This is a genomic window from Pseudomonas sp. UMAB-40 (assembly GCF_900095275.1).
Lineage (GTDB): Bacteria > Pseudomonadota > Gammaproteobacteria > Pseudomonadales > Pseudomonadaceae > Aquipseudomonas > Aquipseudomonas mandelii_B.
This window is the reverse complement of sequence record NZ_LT607551.1, coordinates 566,796-588,590: the sequence shown is the minus strand read 5'-3', so window position 1 is coordinate 588,590 and position 21,795 is coordinate 566,796. Positions and strand designations below refer to the sequence as shown.

The window sequence follows — 21,795 nt, the reverse complement described above, 5'->3', positions numbered from 1 at the left end:
TCTTGACCAGTAATGTGTCGTCGGCCAAGACGCGGAAACCGCCATAAGCCGGGCAAAGCCCCTACTCACCCATGCCATTGCTTCGCAGGTGTGGCGAAGGTCGGATGATGACCGTGAGGCCATCGCCATCGCGGATCGACGGTGCGTACATGAGGCGGGCGCTAGTATAAGCGGGTTAACCGCCGGTTCCTGCCCTTGGGAAAGCGTGGGTGGTGATAGTTCCTGACAGAAATTTCGCTATTTGCCTGCGACTAATGATCGATGCCCGATATCGTCGGAAATTGACTGCCTAAATAAGCGCATCGGCTGGCAAGCATTTCCCGTAAAAGGTTCACTGGCTTACTCAATTGTGCGCGATGGGCGCACAGCAAACTCAGCGGTGCGCGCTCACAGAGCAACTCCGGCATCAGCACTTTCAACCGGCCGGCGAGCACATCGGCGGCGACATCGAGCCAGGACTTGTAAGCAATCCCGGCCCCCGCCACTGCCCACAGCCGCACGACATCGGCGTCGTCACTGAAGCGATCACCGCTGACGGTCAGGCCGACTTCGCGTTTGCCGTCGTGGAAACTCCAGTGGTCATGAACCCGGCTGCCGAGCATGAACAACAAACAATTGTGCTGCGCCAGTTGTTCCAGATGCCGCGGCTCGCCATGCCTGGCCAGATAACTCGGCGCGGCGCAGAGCACGCGACGGTTCTGCGCCGCGATGGGCAGTGCCACCAGGCTTGAGTCTTCCGGCTCGCCGTAACGCAGAGCAATGTCCACCGGTTGGCGGAACAGGTCGGCGATGCGGTCGCCCAGCAACAGGCGCACGGTCAGTTTGGGGTGTTCGCGCTGGAACTCGTCGAGCCACGGTAATAACAGGTTGCGGCCAAAGTCCGACGGTGCCGACAACTGCAGAATCCCGCTGACCTGATCCTGACCGCTGGCCAATAAGCGTCGACCCTCGTCGAGATTGCTCAGGGCGGCCCGGGCATATTCCAGAAAGCCCTCACCTTCGGCGGTCAGGCGCAAACTGCGGGTGGATCGCGCCAGCAAGCGTGCGCCGAGTTGCTGTTCGATGCGCTTCAACGCCGCACTGGCCACCGCCGCCGACATGTCCATCACCCGCGCCGCCGCCGACAGACTCCCCAGGTCCGCAGCCCGGACGAATAACTGCAAGTCATCGAAACGCAGCATTTTCAGCCTCGATTATCAAAAAAATATTGAAAGAGACTGCTCTTTTAGCGGGTTTTATCTTGCAGAGAAATAGCCAATCATCTGTCCCATCGAAATCACCCCGTTTGCGGAGCCGACCATGTCCCAGCCTTTCACCGCCATCGCCACCCTCATTGCCAAACCTGGCCAGCAAGACGCCCTTGAACAGCACCTGCGTGCGCTGGTGGAACCGACCCGCGCCGAGGCCGGTTGCGGCCAATACGATTTACATCAGGACCTGGCCAATCCACTCGCGTTCTACATGATTGAACACTGGAGCAGCGACGAAGCCCTGCAAGCCCACGACGCCAGCGCCCATGTGCAGAACTTCCGCGCCAAGGCCGGCGACTTTCTCGAGCACTTCGACCTCAAGCGCCTGCGCACCGTGGCTTGATCCCTTCATCTATTACTGTTCAGGAGCCCCACATGAAAGCCATCGCCTACTACACCTCGTTGCCGATCAGCGACGCCAATGCCCTGCAAGACATCGAACTGCCAGAACCGGTTGCCGGCCCGCGCGACTTGTTGGTGGAAGTCAAAGCCATCTCGGTGAACCCGGTCGACACCAAGGTCCGCCAAAATGTCCAGCCTGAAGATGGCGCGGCGAAAGTGCTGGGTTGGGACGTGGCCGGTGTGGTCAAGGCTGTCGGCAGTGAAGTCACGCTGTTCAAGGCGGGCGACAAGGTGTTTTACGCAGGCTCCATCGCTCGTGCGGGGGGCAATAGCGAATTGCACGTGGTGGACGAGCGCATCGTCGGCCATATGCCGAAAACCCTCGGTTTCGCCGAAGCCGCCGCGCTGCCGCTGACCGCCATCACCGCCTGGGAATTGCTCTTCGAACGTCTGCAAGTGCGCGAAGGTAAAACCGATGAAGGCCAGAGCCTGCTGATCGTCGGCGCGGCGGGCGGTGTGGGGTCGATCCTCACGCAACTGGCCAGCCAGCTCACTGGGCTGAAGGTCATCGGCACCGCGTCCCGTGCGCAAACCCAGAGCTGGGTACGCGAACTGGGCGCCGATCTGGTGATCGATCACAGCCAGCCGTTGAGTGAAGAACTCAAACGCGCTGGCGTAGACCCTGTGACCCACGTCGCCAGCCTGACCCAGACCGATCAGCATCTGGATCAACTGGTCGAGGCATTGGCGCCACAAGGCAAACTGGCGCTGATCGATGATCCGAAAGCGCTGGACGTGACCAAACTCAAGCGCAAGAGCCTGTCACTGCACTGGGAGTTCATGTACACCCGCTCGTTGTTCGAAACGGCGGACATGATCGAGCAGCACAACTTGCTCAACCGCGTGGCCGGGCTAATCGACGCCGGGACGCTGAAAACCACGGTCGGCGAACACTTCGGGACTATCAACGCTGCCAATCTGCGTCGCGCCCATGAGCTGCTGGAAAGCGGCAAGTCCAAGGGCAAGATTGTGCTCGAAGGGTTCTGAAACAAACTGATACAGGTGTTGCCCATTTGGGCGACACCGTCAGTCCGAGAGTTGACCCTTGTCACAATTGCGATCGTATTCAGGTCTACAATCGGAACCTCTGCGATGCAATCTTTTACATAAGGAGGTCAGCAATGAAGATCCTGATAAAAGAAGTGGCTAAATCCCAGTGGCAGGTCCGTCTGGACCAACACGCTGTAACGTTCCGCAGCGAAGCTGAAGCGCTTGCCTTCACCAAGACCCTTGAAGCGCGATTGCTCGCGCCCCATCAATTCCCTGACCGCCAGCAGCGCGCCGCTGGCTGAGTCCGTCCTCAGACCTGGGCTTGCGCCAATGCCCGGGCATTTTGCAAACGCCGGGTGAGCATCGCCGCGCTCACCACCAGAATCCCGCACAGGCTGATGACCATGGCCATCGGCACGGCGCTGCCGTCGTGTAAAACACCGACCAACGCTGCCGCTCCGGCGGCGACGCTGAATTGCAGGCACCCGAGCATCGCCGACGCACTGCCGGCGCGGGCGCCTTGCCCGTTCATGGCGCAGGCCGAAGCGTTGGGGAGGATGCAACCGAGGCTGGCGATGCAGATAAAAAGCGGAATCAGCAGCGGCCATAACTGTTCGGTGTGCAGCGCACTGACGGCGAGCAGCGTCAGGCCCGCCCCCAGGTAAATCCACACGGTACGCACCAGCAGGAATGCCGGGCCGCGCTTGGCCAGCAGTCGCGCATTGACCTGCGCCACCAGAATGAAACCCGCCGCGTTGGTCCCGAACAGCCAGCCGAAATGCTCAGCCGGGACCCCGTAGAGTTTGATGAAGACGAACGGCGAACCGGCGATGTAGGCAAACATGCCGGCAATGGCGATACCGCCAGTCAAGGCGTGGCCGAGGTAGACCGGATCCGACAACAGCCGACCGTACTGACGTAAAGCCCCCGACAACGGTTGACGCGGTACGTGGGCCGGCAGGCTCTCCGGCAACCCGATTGCCACGGCCAACCCTGCCAGCGCACTGAATCCGGTCAGCACCAGGAAGATCGACTGCCAGCCGGTGGTGTTGACCAGCAGTCCACCGAGCATGGGCGCGAGAATCGGTGCCAGGCCCATCACCAGCATCAGCTGCGAAAAGACTTTCGCCGAACCCACCGCATCGCACTTGTCACTGACCACCGCACGGGCGATCACCATCCCGGCGCAACCACCGAGGGCCTGAATGAATCGCGCACCGATCAACCATTCCAGGTTCGGCGCAAACGCGCAGGCCAGGGAGGCGGCGGTGAACAATCCAACCCCCGTCAACAAGGGAATCCGTCGACCGAAGCGATCCGCCACCGGTCCGTAGGCCAGTTGACCAAGGGACAGGCCAAGGAAGTACGCGGCCAGCGTCAGCTGGACATGTTTCTCGTCGGTGCCGAACGCGAGTGCCATCGCCGGGAACGCCGGCAGATAGAAATCGATCGCCAGCGGGCCGAAAGCGCTCAGGGCGCCAAGAATCAAAATGGTACGGAAGTTCATCAGGCATCCAGTTGGGCATGGGTCGGCAGCCCGACAGTCTAGCCGCGCATGGGCGCCTTGAACATTCCGATAGCTCGCTAACTATTAAAACTCCCCGGAAATATGCAAAACCTGTGGGAGCGAGCTTGCTCGCGATAGCGGTGTGTCATTCACCATTGATATCGACTGACACTCCGTCATCGCGAGCAAGCTCGCTCCCACAGGGATTTGTGGTGTGCTTTAGACGATTTTCGCTTCGTAGCCTTCTTCAGTGATCGCGGCAATCACTTGATCGGTCGTCAGCGCGCTTTCAACGCCGACTTCCTTTGCCGCCAGATCGACCCGCACGCTGGCCGCAGGATCCTTGGCTTGCAGCGCCTGGGTAATGGCTTTGACGCAGTGACCGCAGGACATGCCTTGAACGTTGAACACTTGCATGGTGTGGCTCCTTTTATGAGGTTGCGAGCAGTCTCGAGCTTGCCTCCATGGCAAGGTCAAGTTCTGCAGAAATCTGCCGGGCTGGCAATCGGCGTCGCGCTCGGCCAAGCTGCGAGCATCAATGACTCGACTTCAGGAGATTCAGCCATGCGCTGGTCAGCTCTCAGCCTGTTTGGCTTCCTCAGCCTATTTGCCGCGACACCTTCGGTTCAAGCCGCCGGGGAGGACTATGGCGTACTGATCATTTCCCGCGAGCGCCTCGAAGTCGCGACCTCCTGCGAGATCGGCGTCTACATCCAGGACCAACTGTCGGCGCGGCTGTTCCAGGAACAAAGCACCTCGTTCAATTTGCCACCGGGCAATGTGTCCCTGCGCCTCAAGCTGTTGCCGGGCCAGGCACCGGGTTGCAACCCGGGCATGCTCGCACCGGGCTCGCAGAACATCTCGCTCAAGGCCGGGGACGTGTTGAAGTTCCGGATTGCGATGACGCAGGAAGGGATGTACCTCAAGCCCACCGCTCTCGACTACTAATCGCCACACCGATCGTTCCCACGCTCTGCGTGGGAGTGCCTCAACGGACGCTCCGCGTTCGGCTTTGAAATGAGACGCGGAGCGTCCCGGGCTGCATTCCCACGCAGACGGTTCGACGCCTCGACGTGGGAACGATCAGGTGCCGGTCTTTTGATCTGAGACATGGCGCTTGACCTTGCCAGCATGGCAAGGTTGATCCTGTAGGCATCTTCTACAGGGAGCGCGACCGATGTCCGAATCCACTACGTTCGATCTGCCGATTGCCGGCATGACCTGCGCCAGTTGCGCGGGGCGTGTCGAGCGTGCCTTGAGCAAAGTCATCGGCGCTTCTGCCGTCAGCGTCAACCTCGCCACCGAGCAGGCGCGGGTCCAGGCGCCCAGCGACAGCTTGCCGGCCTTGATGGCCGCGGTGCAGCAGGCCGGTTACAGTGTGCCGCAGCAAAGTCTGGAATTGAGCCTCGACGGCATGACCTGCGCCTCCTGCGTCGGCCGCGTCGAACGGGCGCTGGCCAAAGTGCCCGGGGTGAAAAGCGTCAGCGTCAACCTGGCGAACGAACGGGCGCACCTGGAACTGCTCGGACACATCGATCCGCAAACCTTGATCGCCGCTGTGACCAAGGCCGGTTATAGCGCCAGCGTCTGGGAAGTCGAACACCCGCAAACCGATCAGCAACAGCAGCGCCTGCACCGTGAGCGCTGGGCGTTGATCATGGCGATCGCCCTCGCCCTGCCGCTGGTGTTGCCAATGCTCCTGCAACCGTTTGGCGTGCACTGGATGCTCCCAGCCTGGGTGCAATTCGCGCTGGCCACGCCGGTGCAGTTCATTTTCGGCGCACGTTTTTATGTGGCCGCCTGGAAGGCCGTGCGCGCCGGGGCCGGCAACATGGATTTGCTGGTCGCCCTCGGCACCAGCGCCGGTTATGGCTTGAGTCTTTACGAATGGGCCACTGCGGCCGGGCGCATGCCGCATTTGTATTTCGAAGCCTCGGCGGTGGTGATTGCCTTGGTGTTGTTGGGCAAATACCTGGAAAGCCGCGCCAAGCGCCAGACCGCCAGCGCCATCCGCGCCCTCGAAGCCTTGCGCCCGGAACGCGCCATTCAGGTGATCGACGGCCGCGAGCAGGACGTCGCCATCAGCGCCTTGCGCCTCAACGACCTGGTCAGGGTCAAACCCGGCGAACGCTTCCCGGTGGACGGTGAAGTGGTCGAAGGCCAGAGCCACGCCGACGAAGCGCTGATCAGCGGCGAAAGCCTGCCGGTGCCCAAGCAACCCGGTGACAAGGTCACGGGCGGCGCCATCAATGGCGAAGGCCGGTTGCTGGTTCGCACTCAAGCGCTGGGGGCGGAAACCGTGCTGGCGCGGATCATTCGCCTGGTCGAAGACGCCCAGGCCGCCAAAGCGCCGATTCAGAAGCTGGTGGATAAAGTCAGTCAGGTGTTTGTGCCGACCGTGCTGTTGATTGCATTGGCAACCTTGATCGGCTGGTGGTTGTACGGCGCGCCGATCGAAACCGCGTTGATCAACGCCGTCGCCGTGCTGGTGATCGCTTGCCCTTGCGCACTCGGACTGGCCACGCCGACCGCGATCATGGCCGGTACCGGCGTCGCGGCCCGTTACGGGATTCTGATCAAGGACGCCGAAGCTCTCGAACGTGCTCATGAAGTCAGCGCCGTGGTGTTCGACAAGACCGGCACGCTGACCTCGGGTGCGCCGCGCATCGCTCATCTGAGTGCCATCAACGGTGACGAAGCCGCCCTGCTGCAAATGGCCGGCGCCCTGCAACGCGGCAGTGAACACCCGCTGGCCAAGGCGGTTCTGGACGCCTGCGCCGAACGCGGTTTGACCGTGGCCGATGTCAGCGACAGTCAATCGCTGACCGGTCGCGGCATCGCCGGCACGCTCGATAGCCGCCGTTTGGCCTTGGGCAATCGCAGGCTGCTGGAAGAAAGCGGTTTGAGCGCAGGGCCACTGGCCGACTCCGCAACCGCGTGGGAAACCGAAGGCCGTACCCTCTCCTGGTTGATCGAACAAAGCCCCGAGCCGAAGGTGTTGGGCCTATTCGCGTTCGGTGACACGCTCAAACCCGGCGCGCTGCAGGCGGTGCAACAACTCAGCGCACGCCACATCAGCAGCCACCTGCTGACCGGCGATAACCGCGGCAGCGCCAAAGTGGTTGCCGAAACGCTGGGCATTACGGATGTGCACGCCGAAGTCTTGCCGGCAGACAAAGCCGCCACCGTCGCCGAACTGAAAAAAACCGGCGTGGTGGCGATGGTCGGCGACGGCATCAACGACGCCCCGGCCCTGGCGGCCGCCGACATCGGCATCGCCATGGGCGGTGGCACCGACGTTGCCATGCACGCGGCCGGCATCACCCTGATGCGCGGCGATCCACGGCTGGTGCCTGCCGCGCTGGAAATCAGCCGCAAGACCTACGCGAAGATCCGGCAAAACCTGTTCTGGGCCTTCGTCTACAACCTGATCGGCATTCCGCTGGCCGCGTTCGGTTTCCTCAACCCGGTGCTGGCCGGCGCGGCGATGGCATTGTCGAGCGTCAGCGTGGTGAGCAATGCGCTACTGTTGAAAAACTGGAAACCCAAGGACCTGGAGGACAATCGATGAACATCGGTCAAGCAGCCCGGCATAGCGGCCTGAGCGCGAAGATGATTCGTTATTACGAGTCCATCGGCTTGCTCAAGGCCGCCCATCGCACCGACAGCGGTTACCGCGTTTATGGCGACGACGACCTGCACACGCTGGCGTTCATCAAACGCTCCCGGGACCTGGGGTTTTCACTGGAAGAGGTCGGCAAACTGCTGACCCTCTGGCAGGACCGCCAGCGGGCCAGCGCCGACGTGAAGGCCCTGGCCCGCCAGCATATCGACGAGCTGAACCAGAAGATCCGCGAGTTGGGTCAGTTGCGCGACACCCTGCAGGACCTGGTCGAACACTGCCAGGGCGACCATCGCCCCGACTGCCCGATCCTCAAGAACCTGGAGTCGGGCTGCTGCGCGCCACCCGTTCGCCCCTGATCGCAAGCACCTTCACCACCAGCAACGTGGTCAGGGGAATACCGTGGAACAGCAGCACCACGGCCCCCGGCGTCCACCACGAATAGAACGGCGCGGCGATCAACATGCCGACGCCGAACCCGGTCATTTGCAGCAGTGTCAGCAAGCTGAAGATTGGCAGGCGCAGGCTGTCCGGTTCACGTTGCAGGCGCGACATCAGGCCGACCTCGGAGAAGCCGTCACCCAATCCGGCCGGTAACGAGAACAGCAGCAAACCGTAGAGGGTCTGCTGCTGGAACATCAGGATGAAGCCGCAGGACATCAGCAACACCCCGAAGAAAAATCGTCGCTCCAGGTGTGCATTGTCCGACCCTTTCAGGCGACTGGCGATTCGCGCGCCGATCAGCTTTCCGCACGCCCAGACAGCCAGCATCAGGCCCAGCGTGGTGCTGGCCGATTCGGGCGTCAGTAACCGGGAAATGATCGGAAAGCCGACGTTGTGTGCAGCGCTGCCCAAGGTGTCGGCCATGGTGACGGCGAGCATCGCGGCCACCACGGGTGTACTGCGCAAGCCTTGGCGCAAGGCGTGCCATTCACCACGCGGCGTGATTGGCTCGGTACCGGACGCTAGTCTCGAAAACCGCAACGGCAGGATGAACAAAGCGGCCAGCAGATAAGTGACCACGTTCAACGCAAACACCGTTTCAAAGCCGAAGGCCGCCACCAACAGTCCTGCCACCAGGCTCCCGCCGACCATGGCCGCCGACGACGCCGAGGTGATCCAGGCGTTGGTCTTGAGCAGGTGTTCGCCTTCGATCAGGTGCGGCAACTGGCTGTTGAGGCCGATGGCGAACATTGAGTTGCCAAACCCCAGGCCGAACGCGATCAACGGTAAAAGCAGCGCTTGCTGGGCGACCGGCAGCACCAGCAACAGGCCCAACAGCCCTGCGCGCAGCAAATCAAAGGCAATCAGCGGAATGCGCCCGGCCCAGCGGCGATAGAACGAAGTGCCGATCAGGCTGGCGAAAACCCCTCCGCCCACGCGGCTGGCGAGGAAAATGCCAACGCTCATGGCGCTGTTGCTGAGCAGGTAGACGTAAGTGGCCAGGGCGACCATGTTGAGAAAGGCGCCGAAGTCCGAGACCAGACGGGCCGCGATGATCAGTTGGGCGTTGCGGGTGGAGGGGTTCACATTCAGTCCTTGAGTGTGGAGGAGTACACAATCCTTGTAGCAGCCGGCTTGCTGGCGATGGCGGGCTAATGTTCAACATCAATGTTGAATGTGATGGCCTCATCGCCAGCAAGCAGGCTCCTACAGGGGGAGTGTTGCAAAAAACCCGGCCGAAGCCGGGTTTTCGTCAACCGATCACTGCATCCACGGCGGAGGCGGTTCTTCGGTTTTGCCCGGTGGCGCGTCATCTGCCGCGCGCACCGCTTGCTTGCGCTCTTCATCCAGGCGTGCCGCCTCGATTTCGCGTATGACACCACCGACGTCGGCCAATTCTTCCGGCTCGTCGAACTCACCGGTCAAGATACTGGCCGGGTGCAAGGTGCCGGCTTCGTACAGCGCCCACATTTCCTTGGCGTATTTAGTCTTTTTCAACTCTGGCGCAAACCGGCCGAAGTAAGACGCCATATTGCCCACGTCCCGCTCCAGCATGCTGAACGCGTGGTTGTTGCCCGCCGCGTCTACCGCTTGCGGCAAGTCGATGATCACCGGGCCCGTCGGGGTCAACAATACGTTGAACTCGGACAGGTCACCGTGCACCAGACCGGTACACAGCATCAGCACGATCTGCGAAATCAGGAACGCGTGATACTCGCGCGCCTGGTCCGGCTCCAGCACCACGTCGTTCAGACGCGGCGCGGCATCGCCGTACTCGTCGGCCACCAGTTCCATAAGCAGTACGCCTTCGAGGAAGTCATACGGCTTGGGCACCCGGACACCCGCACCGGCCAGGCGGAACAAAGCCGCCACTTCGGCGTTCTGCCAGGCGTCTTCGGTTTCTTTCTTGCCGAACTTCGAGCCTTTGGCCATCGCTCGAGCCTGGCGGCTGTTGCGCACCTTGCGGCCTTCCTGGTACTCGGCCGCCTGGCGGAAACTGCGTTTATTCGCCTCCTTGTAGACCTTCGCGCAACGTAGCTCGTTACCGCAGCGCACCACATAAACAGCTGCTTCTTTACCACTCATGAGTGGGCGCAGCACCTCGTCGACCAGACCGTCCTCGATCAGGGGTTCAATGCGTTTTGGAGTCTTCATCAGCTTTTATTGTGGGTCCTTTATTACCAAACACGCGAAAGTCATTCGTTATACGGCAATCCACTCGTTCGGGGGAGGGGTTGCCGACCTATGAACATCGTGATGCACACAATGTGCCGAATTAATCGGCTATCCCCTTTCGGTCGTCATGGGCCGCCCGAGATCATAGCTGAGCCAGCGCCACTTGGTGGCTAAGGGGTGTGAAGGCATTTGCGACAGAAGCTGACACCTGAATTCACACCCTCCGTAGGATATTTCTCACCCACCCTCAATTTCCCCTTAATTCAGCCGAAGTCCTCAGTGACAGAGTGATTTGTCCGACAATCGTTCCGACAACAAAAACGATGGCGCGCTCAGGGATCCGGGTTGATCAAATACGTTTACGGCTGCTAATAATCCGCGAGTCATCTGCACTGCGTGGGCCTACAAGAAAAATCTGGAGCGCGGATGAACATCAAACAGAAGTTGACCTGGGCGTTTGCAATCATCGCCTGCCTGCCCGTGGTGCTGGTCGCCACCCTCGTGGTGCTGAACTTGCGCAGTGACGCCAAGGAGAATTTCGTCGACGGCAGTGGCCGTGAAATTCGTCAGGTCAGCAACGCCATGCAATTGTTTTTCGACGGCATCAGCCAGAACGTCGACTACCTGGCCAGACAACCGCTGATCAAGAACTCCGACGACAGCCTCAAGACCTACATGAGCGCCAACGCCGAGAGCATTCCCCAGGGCGAGATGGACAAAAAGGTCTTCAGCCTCCTGCAGGACCTGGGCAACAGCCATCCGTCCTACGCCTATGCCATCCTCGGCACCGCGGCCGGCGGTTACGTGTCCTGGCCGGACGATGCCAAGCTGAACAATTACGACCCGCGCCAGCGCCCCTGGTACAAGGCGGCTCAGGCCAAGCCGGGCAAGCCATTCCGCACCGAGGCCTATTACTGGGCCCAGGACGATGCGACCTACGTCAGCACCGTGCGCACCATCGACAACAAATTGGGCACCAACGGTGGCGTGGTCAGCATCGACGTGACGCTCAAGCAGCTCACCGAAATCGTCAAACAGATCAAGCTCGGTGAAACCGGCTACCTGATGCTGCTGGAAAACACCGGCACCGTACTGGTCGATCCGAAACAACCGGAACACAACTTCAAGGCCTTGAGCAGCCTCGGCGAGGGTTATGCGCAACTGGGCAAGGCCGGCAAAGGCCTGGTGGAAGTCGAGTTGAACGGCGAACGCTACATGGCCAACGTCTGGCCGTCGGAGCAACTGGGCTGGACCTTTATTGGCCTGATCAAGCAAAACGATGTGATGAGCTCCGCGACTCAACTGACTTGGCTGATCGCAATCATCGCCGCCGTTCTGGCAGTATTCTTCGCCATCCTCGGCGCCAGTTTCGCCAGTGTCATCGTGCGACCGATCCGCAGCGTGGCCAGCGGCCTGGAAGGCATCGCCCAAGGTGAAGGCGACCTGACCAAGAACCTGGAAATCCGTGGCAGCGACGAAACCGCGCAATTGGCCAACTGGTTCAATCAGTTCTTGACGGCAATTCGCACCCTGATCCAAAGCATCGGCGGCGCCGCGACCAAGATCCTCGCCACCTCGAAGAGCTCGACCCAGGTCTCCAGCGACATGGCTGAAGCCGCCGGGCGCCAGCGTGAGGCGGTGGACATGGTGTCCACGGCGTTCCACGAAATGGTCGCCACCGCCAACGAAGTCGCGCGCTCGTGCAGCCAGGCGGCGGAATCCGCCGACAGTGGCCAGCGTCAGGCGCGTCAAGGTCAGCAACAGATTGATGCAGCCGTAACCAGCGTTGATCGCTTGAGCCAGGAAATCGAACAGTCGGCGCAGTCGATGCAACAGCTTGAACGCGACAGCAACGACATTCAGTCGATCCTCGGGACCATTCGCTCGATTGCCGAACAGACCAACCTGCTGGCACTGAACGCCGCCATTGAAGCTGCGCGGGCCGGTGAGCAAGGTCGTGGCTTTGCGGTGGTGGCGGATGAAGTCCGGGCGCTGGCCAAACGCACGGCGGATTCCACCGCGGAAATCGATGGCTTGCTGGGCAACCTGGCCAAGCGCACCAGCCAAGTGACTCAACAGATGCATGCGAGCCTGGAAGTGTCGCAACAATCGGTGACCCGCATCGGTGAAGCGCGCAGCAGTTTCGGGCTGATTCGTGAGTCGGTGGATGTGATTCGCGACATGAACACGCAAATCGCCACGGCGGCGGAAGAACAGCATCACGTGGCCGAAGACATCAACCGGCACATCAGCCAGATCCATGGCGATGCGCAACTGGTGGCGGAACTGGCAAACTCGGCGCGGCTGGATTCGCAGAGCCTGGCCGGATTGTCGAATGAACTGGACGGGTTGGTTCGTCGCTTCAGGACCTGATCCCGAGTCCCGGTGGCCGCTGCGCGGCCAATCGCGGACAAGCCCGCTCCCACAGGTTATTGGGTGTCCACACAAATCGTGAAACACCAACAATCACTGTGGGAGCGGGCTTGCCCGCGATGGGGCCGTCACTGTTTGAAGAGTTCACCGGGCGTGAAGCCGAACAAGCTTTTGAACGCCGCAATAAACGCCGACGTCGAGTCATACCCACAAGAAAGCGCCGCATTCGTTACGCTGTCACCCTCCTCCAGCAAACTCAGCGACGACAGCAACCGCATCCGCTGTCGCCACCCGCGAAAACTCAACCCGGTCTCGCGCTGAAACAAGCGCATCAGCGTCTTTTCCGAGGTGCCCAGGCGCTGCGCCCATTCCTGCAGCGTTACGGCGTGCTCCGGGCTTTCGATCAGCTCATTGCACAACCCGAGCAGCCGCTCATGCCGCGGCAACGGCAGGGAAAATTCCACCTCCGGCAGACTCGCCAACTGATCCAGCAGCACACTCACCAACCGCGCTTCCTGGCTGTCGCCCTGCGGGTACTCCACCGGCAGCAAGCAAAAACTCTTGATCAGTTCCCGGGCCAGCGGCGTGACTTCCAGCACCCGACAACGCCCGTCGGCCCATTCGCAGTCTTCGCGGCGCACGTAAAGGCTGCGCATTTCGGCGCGCATCGAGGTCACCACCTGATGTTCGAGATCCGCTGGAATCCAGATCCCCCACTGCGGCGGCGCAAAGAAACTGCCCTCCGCCGTGTGCACGCCGAGAACGCCGCTGATGGCGTAGGAAAACTGCACCCAATCGTGGCGATGAGGGGGCGTCCACGACCCGGCATTCAGACTTTCCGCCCGTGCGAACAGCGGACGCGGCAACGCTTTCAGCGTCGGGATGGCCCGTTCGAGGGAAAGTTGTCCGTTAGTCGGCATTGATTGGCCTTATGTCGCAAGACGGCAGATAGGGCCGACGTTAGGCTAAGTCATCAATTCTTACAAATGTATTCGGTGGCCGTTATGCATGCCTTCAAACACCTCAAACGCGTGGTCACCGACTGGTTCTTGTGCGGCATGCTGATTGCCACGCTGCTGGCGTATTTCTTCCCGGTCTTCGGCGCCTCGGGCGGCGGGATGCACGCCGAGTATGTGATCAACATCGGCGTGTTCCTGGTGTTTTTCCTGCACGGGGTCAACCTGTCCAGCGAGCAGATCAGCCATGGCCTGAAGAACTGGAAGCTGCACGTGATGGTTCAGGGTTTCACCTTCGCGGTGTTCCCGCTGATCTGGTGGCTGAGTGACAAGCTGTTGGGTTCGCACGTTCCGTCGCTGCTGATGCTCGGCTTCTTCTACCTCTGCGCCCTGCCGTCGACCATTTCGTCTTCCGTGGCCCTGACCGGCAGTGCGGGCGGCAACGTGCCGGCAGCGATTCTCAACGCGAGCCTGTCCAGCGTGCTGGGGATTTTCCTGACGCCGTTGCTGGTAAGCCTGGTGGTCGGCAGCGGTGCCGGCGGCATCGATCTGGGCTCGACCCTGCTCGACCTCTGCGCCATGTTGCTGTTGCCGCTGGTGCTCGGCCAACTGTTGCGGCCGCTGTTCGGCAAGTTCTTTGCCCGCCACAAGCGCTACACCAGCATCGTCGACAAGCTGGTGATTCTGTTGCTGGTGTACTCGGCGTTCTGCAACTCGATGGTCTCGGGGATGTGGCAACAACAGGGCAACGGCGTGATTCTCAGCGCGCTGATCGGCAGTGCGATCCTGCTCGCGATCATCCTGTGGATGACCACCCGCACCGCCCGCGCCTTGAAGTTCAGCCCGGCCGATGAGATCGCGGCGGTGTTCTGCGCCAGCAAAAAATCCCTGGCGGCCGGCGCGCCGATGGCGGCGTTGATCTTCGGCGCCAACCCGGGCCTGGGCTTGATTCTGCTGCCGATCATGATTTATCACCCGTTGCAGTTGATCGTCTGCTCGGTGATGGCCGAGAACTACGCCAACCGCAACCGTGAACGCATCGCGCAGCAGAACGCCGAACTGATCAGCGCTCGATAATCGCCGTCACGCCTTGGCCGCCGGCGGCACAGATCGAGATCAGGCCTCGACCCTTGCCCGCCGCGTCGAGCAACTTCGCCAGGTTGGCGACGATGCGCCCGCCGGTCGCGGCAAACGGATGCCCGGCCGCCAGTGAACTGCCTTTGACATTGAGGCGGCTGCGGTCGATGGAGCCCAGCGGCGCATCGAGGCCGAGACGGGTTTTGCAATACTCGGGATCTTCCCAGGCCTTCAATGTGCAAAGCACCTGCGCGGCGAAGGCTTCGTGGATTTCGTAGTAATCGAAGTCCTGCAAGGTCAGGCCATTGCGCGCCAGCAAACGGGGCACTGCGTAGACCGGCGCCATCAGCAGCCCTTCGGCGCCGTTGACGAAATCCACTGCCGCGGCTTCGCCGTCACGCAAATAGGCGAGGATCGGCAAGCCACGTTCCTTCGCCCATTCTTCACTGCCCAGCAGCACCAGCGACGCGCCATCGGTGAGCGGCGTGGAGTTGCCCGCCGTCATCGTGCCCTTGGCGCTTTTCTCGAAGGCCGGTTTCAGCGAGGCGAGTTTTTCCAGGGTCAGGTCCGGACGCAGGTTGTTGTCGCGGGTCAGGCCGAGGAACGGCGTCATCAAATCGTTGTGCCAGCCTTCGGTGTACGAGGCCGCGAGTTTTTGATGACTCTCCAGCGCCAGCTGATCCTGTTCTTCGCGGGGGATGTTCCAGGTCTGGGCCATCAATTCGCAGTGCTGGCCCATGGACAAACCGGTACGCGGCTCTCCGTTGCGCGGGAATTCCGGGATCAAGTCCCGGGGACGCAGCTGCAGAAAGGATTTCAGTTTGTCGCCGGTGGTCTTGGCGCGATTGGCTTGCAGCAGCACCCGGCGCAAACCTTCACTGACGCTGATCGGCGCATCCGAGGTGGTATCGACGCCACCGGCAATGCCGCAATCGATCTGTCCCAGGGCAATCTTGTTCGCCACCAGCAACGCCGCTTCAAGACCCGTGCCGCACGCCTGCTGAATGTCATAGGCCGGGGTGCCGGGGGACAACCGTGAACCGAGCACGCACTCGCGCGTCAGGTTCATGTCTCGGGACAGTTTTAGGACCGCCCCCGCCACCACTTCGCCGATCCGCAGGCCATGCAGGTTGTAGCGTTCGATCAGGCCTTCGAGCGCTGCGGTGAGCATCGCCTGATTACTGGCGGTGGCGTAAGGCCCGTTGGAGCGGGCGAAGGGGATACGGTTACCGCCAATAATCGCGACGCGGCGCAGTTGGGTCATGAAAAGCTCCTTGAAAATACTCAAATATGAACACAGAACCTTGTGGGAGCGAGCTTGCTCCCACAGTGATCTCATTGCCCACAAATCCGGTGTTCCAACTAATCTGCTGAGTTCAAGCGTAGGCCTTATCTCGTGGATCGAACGACTGATTGCCATTCGTGGTCCACACTTTGAACCCCAGCTGCCGGAGTGCGTTCCATGTCTGACCGTTATATCGACTTCGCCAATTCCTCCATCGGCCATCGCCTGGTCGGGGCCATGGGGCTGCCGTCTCCGGTACGCCTGGAGCGGTGGCAAGCAGGCCGGCTGCGGCCTGTCGAGGGGGCGCTGTTGATTGGCGGCGGCCCGCTGGCGGAAAAAGTCAGTGCCTTCGCCAACCGCCTGACCGACGCGATCTACAGCTACGGCGCCGAGCCTTCCCTGGCCACCGCGTGGATTCCCGGCCACGGCCCCAAGCTCAAAGCCGTGGTGTTCGACGCCAGTGACCTGGTGCAGACCGATCAGCTCAAACAGCTGCGCGAGTTCTTCCAGCCGCTGATTAAAAACCTCGATCACAGCGCGCACCTGGTGATCCTGGGGCGTGCGCCAGAGACGTTGACCGACCCGTTCGCCGCCAGCGCACAGCGTGCAGTGGAAGGTTTCAGTCGCTCGCTGGCCAAGGAACTGCGCAGCGGCGGCACCTTGCAGCTGATCTACGTCGGTGAAGGCGCCGAGGATCAACTCGAAGGGCCGCTGCGGTTTTTCCTCTCGCCCAAAAGTGCGTTTGTGTCAGGTCAGGTGGTCCGCTTGAAGGCTTGCGCTACGCAGGTGTCGGACTGGACTCGCCCGCTGGCCGGGCGCAAGGCGCTGGTCACGGGTGCAGCGCGTGGCATTGGCGCCTCCATCGCCGAAACCCTGGCCCGTGACGGCGCCGAGGTCATCCTGCTTGACGTGCCTCCGGCCAAAACCGATCTCGATGCACTCGCTGCGCGTCTCCGCGGGCGCAGCATCACCCTGGACATTTGCGCCGAAGACGCCGCCGCGCAGTTGATCGAACTGCTGCCCGACGGCATCGACATCGTGGTCCACAACGCCGGCATCACCCGCGACAAAACCCTGGCCAACATGACCCCGGAATTCTGGGACGCGGTGCTCGCGGTCAACCTCAACGCGCCGCAAGTGCTGACCAAGGCCCTGCTCGACAGCGGCGCCTTGCATGACAACGGGCGAGTGATTCTGTTGGCGTCCATCAGCGGTATCGCCGGCAATCGCGGGCAAACCAACTACGCGGCGAGCAAGGCCGGGCTGATCGGGCTGGCCCAGGCCTGGGCGCCGCTGCTCGATCAACGCGGCATCAGCATCAACGCGGTGGCACCGGGGTTCATCGAAACCCAGATGACCGCGCACCTGCCGTTCGGCATCCGTGAGGCCGGGCGACGCATGAGTTCATTGGGCCAGGGCGGCCTGCCACAAGACGTTGCCGAAGCAGTCGCGTGGCTTGCTCAACCGGGGACCGGCGCGTTCACCGGGCAAGCGTTGCGAGTCTGCGGCCAAAGCGTCCTGGGGGCATGAAAATGATCACCGATTGGCACACCCTCAACCGCGAACCGAGCCTGACGGGGCTGTACGTAAAGGCGGCAACGCGGCGCAAAATCACGGGCACCACGTTGCCCGATACCGGTTTGCGCTGCTGGGTCGAAGTCGATCCGAAACGCCTGGCAGCGTATCGCAAGGTCTGTGGTTTTGCCGATAACGGGCTACTGCCGCCGACCTATCCACACATCCTGGCGTTTGCCTTGCAGATGCAATTGCTCACGGCCAAGGACTTTCCGTTCCCGCTGCTGGGGCTGATTCATCTGAGCAATCGCATCCGCGTCTTGCGCCCCATGGGCGGGGTCAACCGCGTGCGGGTCAGCGTGCAGGTGCAGAACCTGCAACCCCATGCCAAAGGGGCGACGTTCGACCTGGTGACGTCGCTGGACGATCAGTTGGGGCCGCTGTGGGAGGCTGAAAGCCAGATGCTCTGCCGCGGGGTCAAGCTGGAAGGCGAACCGGTCGAGGACGTGTTGGCATCAACCCTGGATATGACGGAAGTGGCTCGCTGGAATGCGCCGGCGGATATTGGCCGGCAGTACGCGAAAGTGTCCGGGGACTACAACCCGATTCACCTGAGTGCGGCAAGCGCCAAGCTGTTTGGTTTTCCGACGGCCATTGCTCATGGGTTGTGGAACAAGGCCCGGACATTGGCAGCGTTGAGTGAGCATCTGCCCACGGCAAATGTCGAGATTGCGGTGCAGTTCAGGAAACCGGTGCGGTTGCCCAGCGAGGTGATATTGCTGGCCAGTGCGGCAGGGTCCAGTGGGGACTTTCAGTTAATGGGTGCGGGGGATCTGGAGCACATGGTGGGGCATTGGCGGCCGATTGCCTGATTGCTCATTGGTGTCTGTCAGATCGCTATCGCGAGCAAGGTCGCTCCCACATTGATCTTTGTCGTCCACAAATGTTGTGAACACTGAAGATCTACTGTGGGAGCGAGCTTGCTCGCGATGGCGGTGGCTCAGGCACCACCGAAGAGGATCAGAACGCGTACCGCACCTTCGCCGTAAACGTATCCGCATTGAAGTCGCTGCCGGTCACGTAGTTGTACGAACCACCCACACTCCACGCGCCAACGCGATAGTTGGCACCGAGACCCACTTCATAGCTGTCACGCACCGGGGTCGTGCCGCGCGTGGTAAACGAATCCCCACCCAGCACGAACGCCGAGGTGGTGGCGGTCTTGTCACCGATGAAGTCGTGCCAAGCCATGACCTTGGCTTCAGGTTCGAGACGGCCCTGACCGATATCGAACGCAGCGGCCAGCCGCGCACCCACACCCATTTCGCCGACTTCGTAACGCTGACTGCCAACATTCAACGACGCCGAGCTGCCCTTCTCGTGATAAGCATCCAGGCCTACGTTGGCATAACGCGCGCCAATCTGCGGCTCCAGCAGAAGGCTGTTATTGAGGCGAAAGCCATAACCGGCCAACGCACTCACGCCAAAGATGTCGCTGTCGTAATTGCCCTTGGCGCGGGTACCGGCGATGTAGCGCTTGGACTCGTTGTCGTTCCAGCCGTACATCAGCGATGAGTCCACAAACCAGTTGTCGTGAGTCCAGTTGCCGTACAGCGTCAGCGCATGTCCGGTCACGTCGGTTTTGCTGCCGGCGTCGGATTTCACATCGGTCGTGAGGTAGCTGTACGCCAGGCCAACGGTGGTGTCGGCGTTCAACTGGCCGTCGGCACCCACAGCGATACCCTGGCTATCGGCGTCGTAGCCATCGACTCCACGGCGGGTGTTCTGGTCGGCATTGCTCGTCAGCGCTTGCAGCCACACGCCTTTTTCAGCGGATGAATTCAGTGCGCGCGCGCGGCTCGAACGATCATTGATCACGCTCGACACCAGCGTCTGGCTGTTGGTGGCGGCGTGCAGAACACCACGGCTCACGTCGGGGCTGAGTTTTTCGGCAAGCGTTGCCAGCTCGGCATCGGTGCCGGCGTTGGCGAAGGCCTGGAAGACCGGGTCTTGTTCGTCGAGCCTGGCCATCAACGAATTCGAAAGACGTCCCACTGCAACTGCAGCGTTAGGCGTGCCGCCAGCGTCAAGGGTGTTTTGCGCTACCACGTCATCCGCTTTGGTGCTGACCAACGCCTTCACGTCATTACCTTCGGCGCCATAACTCTTCACGTCGAGCAATGCGGATGAAGACACCACTGCCAGGTTTTCACCCCCGACCAGTGTGCCCGAGCGGATCAACGTGTAGCGATTGCCACCGGCTGCGGTGCGGAAATCAGTGGAGCGCGCCTGCAATTGCAGGTGTCCGCCGGGGCTGATATCGGTGGTGCCGGTGACGGTCAGAATCGGTCGATTGATGTCAGTATCGTTGCCCACAGACATTGCAAGAATCGAATCGGCCTCTTCCATGTCGAAGTCGCCGAAGATCGTCGTGTGAGGCTGCACCAGCGTCAGCTGGCCCTCTTGAATCGTCACGTAGCCAGCCTTGATGGTCGAACCGTCAAAACTTGATTCACCGTTGACCAATACGCCGGACAGGCCGAGTAAATCGCCTTTGACGTCGCCACCGGTCCAGTAAAGATAGCTCTGGCCATCGTCGACCTGAATGGCGGCCCTGCCCCCTTCCAGACTGCCGTAATGATAAATGCTCAGCGGGCCCATGCCGACAGGTTGATGGCTGACATGAATGCCGATGCCTTCGCCCGAGATCGTGCCTGAGTTAACAATGCTGCTGCTTTTTACACCGACAGGCGAGCTGAACATCGCATTTTTTAGGGTGAGCGCTTCGGCATTCGTACCCGTAGCCCTGATGATCCGGCTGTTATAGACCGACAACGCTTGTGTGGTGTTTTCCAGGTAAATGCCGTGGGCATTTGTGCCGCTGACCGTGATTGTGCCGTTGTTGATTACCCCGTTGCCAAACCGCGAGTCTATGAGCGAGACGCCGGTAGCGTTGTTGCCGGTGATGGCAATTTCGCCAGTGTTAAGGAAATTACCGCCAAGCTGGACACCCTGGTCGGCAACACCAATCGACTCGCCGCTATCGGCCAGACCATTGATCTTGATCGTTCCCTCATTGAACAGGTTGTTGTTGATTTTCGCCCACGTCACCCCACCCGAATTCAAGCCGATACCGACACCGTGGGTGGCGCCATCGATGGTGATCGACGCTTTGTTGGTGACATCGTAATTGGCCATCGGCCTGGTGAACTGCGCAGCGCTGGTCAGCGCCGACGGCGAGGTTTGCACCACGTTCGCGCTGCCGATGAGGCTTACGAAATCATAATATTGGTTGTTGCTGATCAGCGGGCCGTTGCCCAGATCGTAGGTGAACGTAACCGCATGAACGCCAGGGGCGTGAACAGTGGCAATACAAACAGACAGCGCCAGCAAAGAGCGGCGCAGTGGCGAGGTGTTCAATCGAGAATCCCTTCCGAAACGTAAATGTTCCAGCAGGGTTCACAGTTTCAATGAGGCATCCCTACCGGCCCGTCAGCAGGCTGCTCGTTCGGGCGCGGCAAATGTACACGAGCCATCATTTAGACACTATAGAAATGTCAAAGTGATGGCGTCAATTTATCAAGACTCATTCCCACAAGGACCCGGTGGTTAGTGCGGTGGATAGTTGGCGAGGATTCGCCCCACGGTTTCGCGTATCGCCGTGCTGCGGTCCGACGGATTCGTGGTGCGGCTGAGCATTTGCTCATCGCTGCCACGCCACACCAGTTTGCCGTCCTTGCCATCGAGCAGGTCGATCTGGATGGTCGCCACTTTATAGGTCACGTTGCGGGTTTCGTTGTACATCGGCCCGCCCCAGTAGCCGTTCCAGGGATTACCCCAACCGCCGCCATAGTTGGTGGTCACCTGTTGCTGGCGTTCTTCAACGATCAGGTAGGTCTGGACGTTCAAATTACCCTTGCTGCCGGCGGCGGCCGGGCGCAGGCCACGCTGATCCAGTTGATCGGCCACCGATTGGCGGATGCGCTGTTCCGTCAGGTCGCTCTTGATCCGAGGGTCATCGGGGCGATATTGCAGGGCGGGTTCTTTCCAGGTCCAGCTGCGATAGGCGGCGAAGTCGCGGCTGGCATCGAAGTCATTATTGACCTGATTGGCGGCGCAGGCACTGAGCAGCGCGGCCATAGCCAGTAAAGAGAAACGGCGGATCATGATGGTTCTCCGGTTGAAGACATGAACCTGTG

19 protein-coding genes and 1 pseudogene are annotated in these 21,795 nt (G+C 61.0%); 11 read left to right on the top strand and 9 right to left on the bottom strand.

Annotated elements, in window-relative coordinates; all coding sequences use genetic code 11:
- Window positions 1-251: 251 nt before the first annotated feature.
- The gene (locus K0F88_RS02565; protein WP_219093824.1) at window positions 252-1,181 is read right to left on the bottom strand and encodes a LysR family transcriptional regulator; all 930 of its coding nucleotides are present in this window, start codon (window positions 1,179-1,181) and stop codon (window positions 252-254) included.
- Window positions 1,182-1,299: 118 nt separating this feature from the next.
- Here K0F88_RS02565 and K0F88_RS02560 point away from each other — a divergent pair, with 118 nt between their 5' ends.
- From K0F88_RS02560 to K0F88_RS02550, 3 genes are all read left to right on the top strand, one after another.
- The gene (locus K0F88_RS02560) at window positions 1,300-1,593 is read left to right on the top strand and encodes a putative quinol monooxygenase (RefSeq protein ID WP_010463795.1); all 294 of its coding nucleotides are present in this window, start codon (window positions 1,300-1,302) and stop codon (window positions 1,591-1,593) included.
- A 32-nt stretch (window positions 1,594-1,625) separates the two neighbouring features.
- The gene (locus tag K0F88_RS02555; RefSeq protein ID WP_219093822.1) at window positions 1,626-2,639 is read left to right on the top strand and encodes a zinc-binding alcohol dehydrogenase family protein; all 1,014 of its coding nucleotides are present in this window, start codon (window positions 1,626-1,628) and stop codon (window positions 2,637-2,639) included.
- A gap of 134 nt (window positions 2,640-2,773) precedes the next feature.
- Entirely contained in the window at window positions 2,774-2,944 is a 171-nt protein-coding gene (locus tag K0F88_RS02550; RefSeq protein WP_165557415.1) for a hypothetical protein, read from the top strand.
- A gap of 8 nt (window positions 2,945-2,952) precedes the next feature.
- On the opposite strand, the gene K0F88_RS02545 is transcribed toward K0F88_RS02550, so the two are convergent.
- On the bottom strand, window positions 2,953-4,149 hold the full coding sequence (locus K0F88_RS02545; RefSeq protein ID WP_219093820.1) for a multidrug effflux MFS transporter: 1,197 nt from the start codon (window positions 4,147-4,149) through the stop codon (window positions 2,953-2,955).
- Between the two features lie 219 nt (window positions 4,150-4,368).
- Window positions 4,369-4,566, bottom strand: coding sequence for a heavy-metal-associated domain-containing protein (locus tag K0F88_RS02540; protein WP_094469284.1), 198 nt, complete (start codon window positions 4,564-4,566; stop codon window positions 4,369-4,371).
- A 147-nt stretch (window positions 4,567-4,713) separates the two neighbouring features.
- Here K0F88_RS02540 and K0F88_RS02535 point away from each other — a divergent pair, with 147 nt between their 5' ends.
- From K0F88_RS02535 to cueR, 3 genes are all read left to right on the top strand, one after another.
- Window positions 4,714-5,097, top strand: coding sequence for a hypothetical protein (locus K0F88_RS02535; RefSeq protein ID WP_094469285.1), 384 nt, complete (start codon window positions 4,714-4,716; stop codon window positions 5,095-5,097).
- A gap of 229 nt (window positions 5,098-5,326) precedes the next feature.
- Window positions 5,327-7,720: a heavy metal translocating P-type ATPase gene (locus tag K0F88_RS02530; RefSeq protein ID WP_219093818.1), complete on the top strand. Its 2,394-nt coding sequence runs from the start codon at window positions 5,327-5,329 to the stop codon at window positions 7,718-7,720.
- Complete coding sequence (cueR, locus tag K0F88_RS02525; protein ID WP_219093816.1) at window positions 7,717-8,130, top strand: Cu(I)-responsive transcriptional regulator; 414 nt, start codon at window positions 7,717-7,719, stop codon at window positions 8,128-8,130. Before K0F88_RS02530 ends, cueR begins: the two co-directional genes overlap by 4 nt.
- Here the strand turns inward: cueR and K0F88_RS02520 are convergent.
- Together K0F88_RS02520 and K0F88_RS02515 are read right to left on the bottom strand one after the other, a co-directional pair.
- Window positions 8,084-9,301: an MFS transporter gene (locus K0F88_RS02520; RefSeq protein WP_219093815.1), complete on the bottom strand. Its 1,218-nt coding sequence runs from the start codon at window positions 9,299-9,301 to the stop codon at window positions 8,084-8,086. The genes cueR and K0F88_RS02520 overlap by 47 nt on opposite strands.
- 174 nt (window positions 9,302-9,475) lie before the next feature.
- Complete coding sequence (locus tag K0F88_RS02515) at window positions 9,476-10,369, bottom strand: PA4780 family RIO1-like protein kinase (protein ID WP_150634125.1); 894 nt, start codon at window positions 10,367-10,369, stop codon at window positions 9,476-9,478.
- A 447-nt stretch (window positions 10,370-10,816) separates the two neighbouring features.
- On the opposite strand from K0F88_RS02515, the pseudogene K0F88_RS32910 reads away from it, so the two are divergent.
- Window positions 10,817-11,905: pseudogene (locus tag K0F88_RS32910) on the top strand (cache domain-containing protein); the annotation flags it as partial.
- A 90-nt stretch (window positions 11,906-11,995) separates the two neighbouring features.
- Window positions 11,996-12,763 (top strand): methyl-accepting chemotaxis protein, encoded by a 768-nt coding sequence (locus tag K0F88_RS32905; RefSeq protein WP_374039700.1) that lies wholly within the window; start codon window positions 11,996-11,998, stop codon window positions 12,761-12,763.
- A gap of 128 nt (window positions 12,764-12,891) precedes the next feature.
- Here K0F88_RS32905 and K0F88_RS02505 read toward each other — a convergent pair whose 3' ends face one another.
- Window positions 12,892-13,683, bottom strand: a complete 792-nt coding sequence (locus K0F88_RS02505; protein WP_094469291.1) for a helix-turn-helix domain-containing protein — start codon at window positions 13,681-13,683, stop codon at window positions 12,892-12,894.
- Between the two features lie 84 nt (window positions 13,684-13,767).
- Here K0F88_RS02505 and K0F88_RS02500 point away from each other — a divergent pair, with 84 nt between their 5' ends.
- Window positions 13,768-14,796, top strand: coding sequence for a bile acid:sodium symporter family protein (locus K0F88_RS02500; protein WP_094469335.1), 1,029 nt, complete (start codon window positions 13,768-13,770; stop codon window positions 14,794-14,796).
- Here the strand turns inward: K0F88_RS02500 and K0F88_RS02495 are convergent.
- Entirely contained in the window at window positions 14,783-16,060 is a 1,278-nt protein-coding gene (locus K0F88_RS02495; protein ID WP_219093810.1) for an acetyl-CoA C-acetyltransferase, read from the bottom strand. The two genes, K0F88_RS02500 and K0F88_RS02495, sit on opposite strands and share 14 nt — an antisense overlap.
- A 198-nt stretch (window positions 16,061-16,258) precedes the next feature.
- Between K0F88_RS02495 and K0F88_RS02490 the strand changes: the two genes are divergently transcribed.
- Both K0F88_RS02490 and K0F88_RS02485 read left to right on the top strand, forming a co-directional pair.
- A complete protein-coding gene (locus tag K0F88_RS02490) occupies window positions 16,259-17,611 on the top strand; it encodes a 3-oxoacyl-ACP reductase (protein ID WP_219093808.1) in 1,353 nt (450 codons plus the stop codon).
- A 2-nt stretch (window positions 17,612-17,613) separates the two neighbouring features.
- Window positions 17,614-18,468, top strand: a complete 855-nt coding sequence (locus tag K0F88_RS02485; RefSeq protein ID WP_094469336.1) for a MaoC/PaaZ C-terminal domain-containing protein — start codon at window positions 17,614-17,616, stop codon at window positions 18,466-18,468.
- Between the two features lie 148 nt (window positions 18,469-18,616).
- On the opposite strand, the gene K0F88_RS02480 is transcribed toward K0F88_RS02485, so the two are convergent.
- Together K0F88_RS02480 and K0F88_RS02475 are read right to left on the bottom strand one after the other, a co-directional pair.
- Window positions 18,617-21,016, bottom strand: a complete 2,400-nt coding sequence (locus K0F88_RS02480; RefSeq protein WP_219093806.1) for an autotransporter outer membrane beta-barrel domain-containing protein — start codon at window positions 21,014-21,016, stop codon at window positions 18,617-18,619.
- Window positions 21,017-21,205: 189 nt separating this feature from the next.
- Window positions 21,206-21,763, bottom strand: coding sequence for a DUF4136 domain-containing protein (locus K0F88_RS02475; RefSeq protein WP_219093804.1), 558 nt, complete (start codon window positions 21,761-21,763; stop codon window positions 21,206-21,208).
- Window positions 21,764-21,795: the final 32 nt, after the last annotated feature.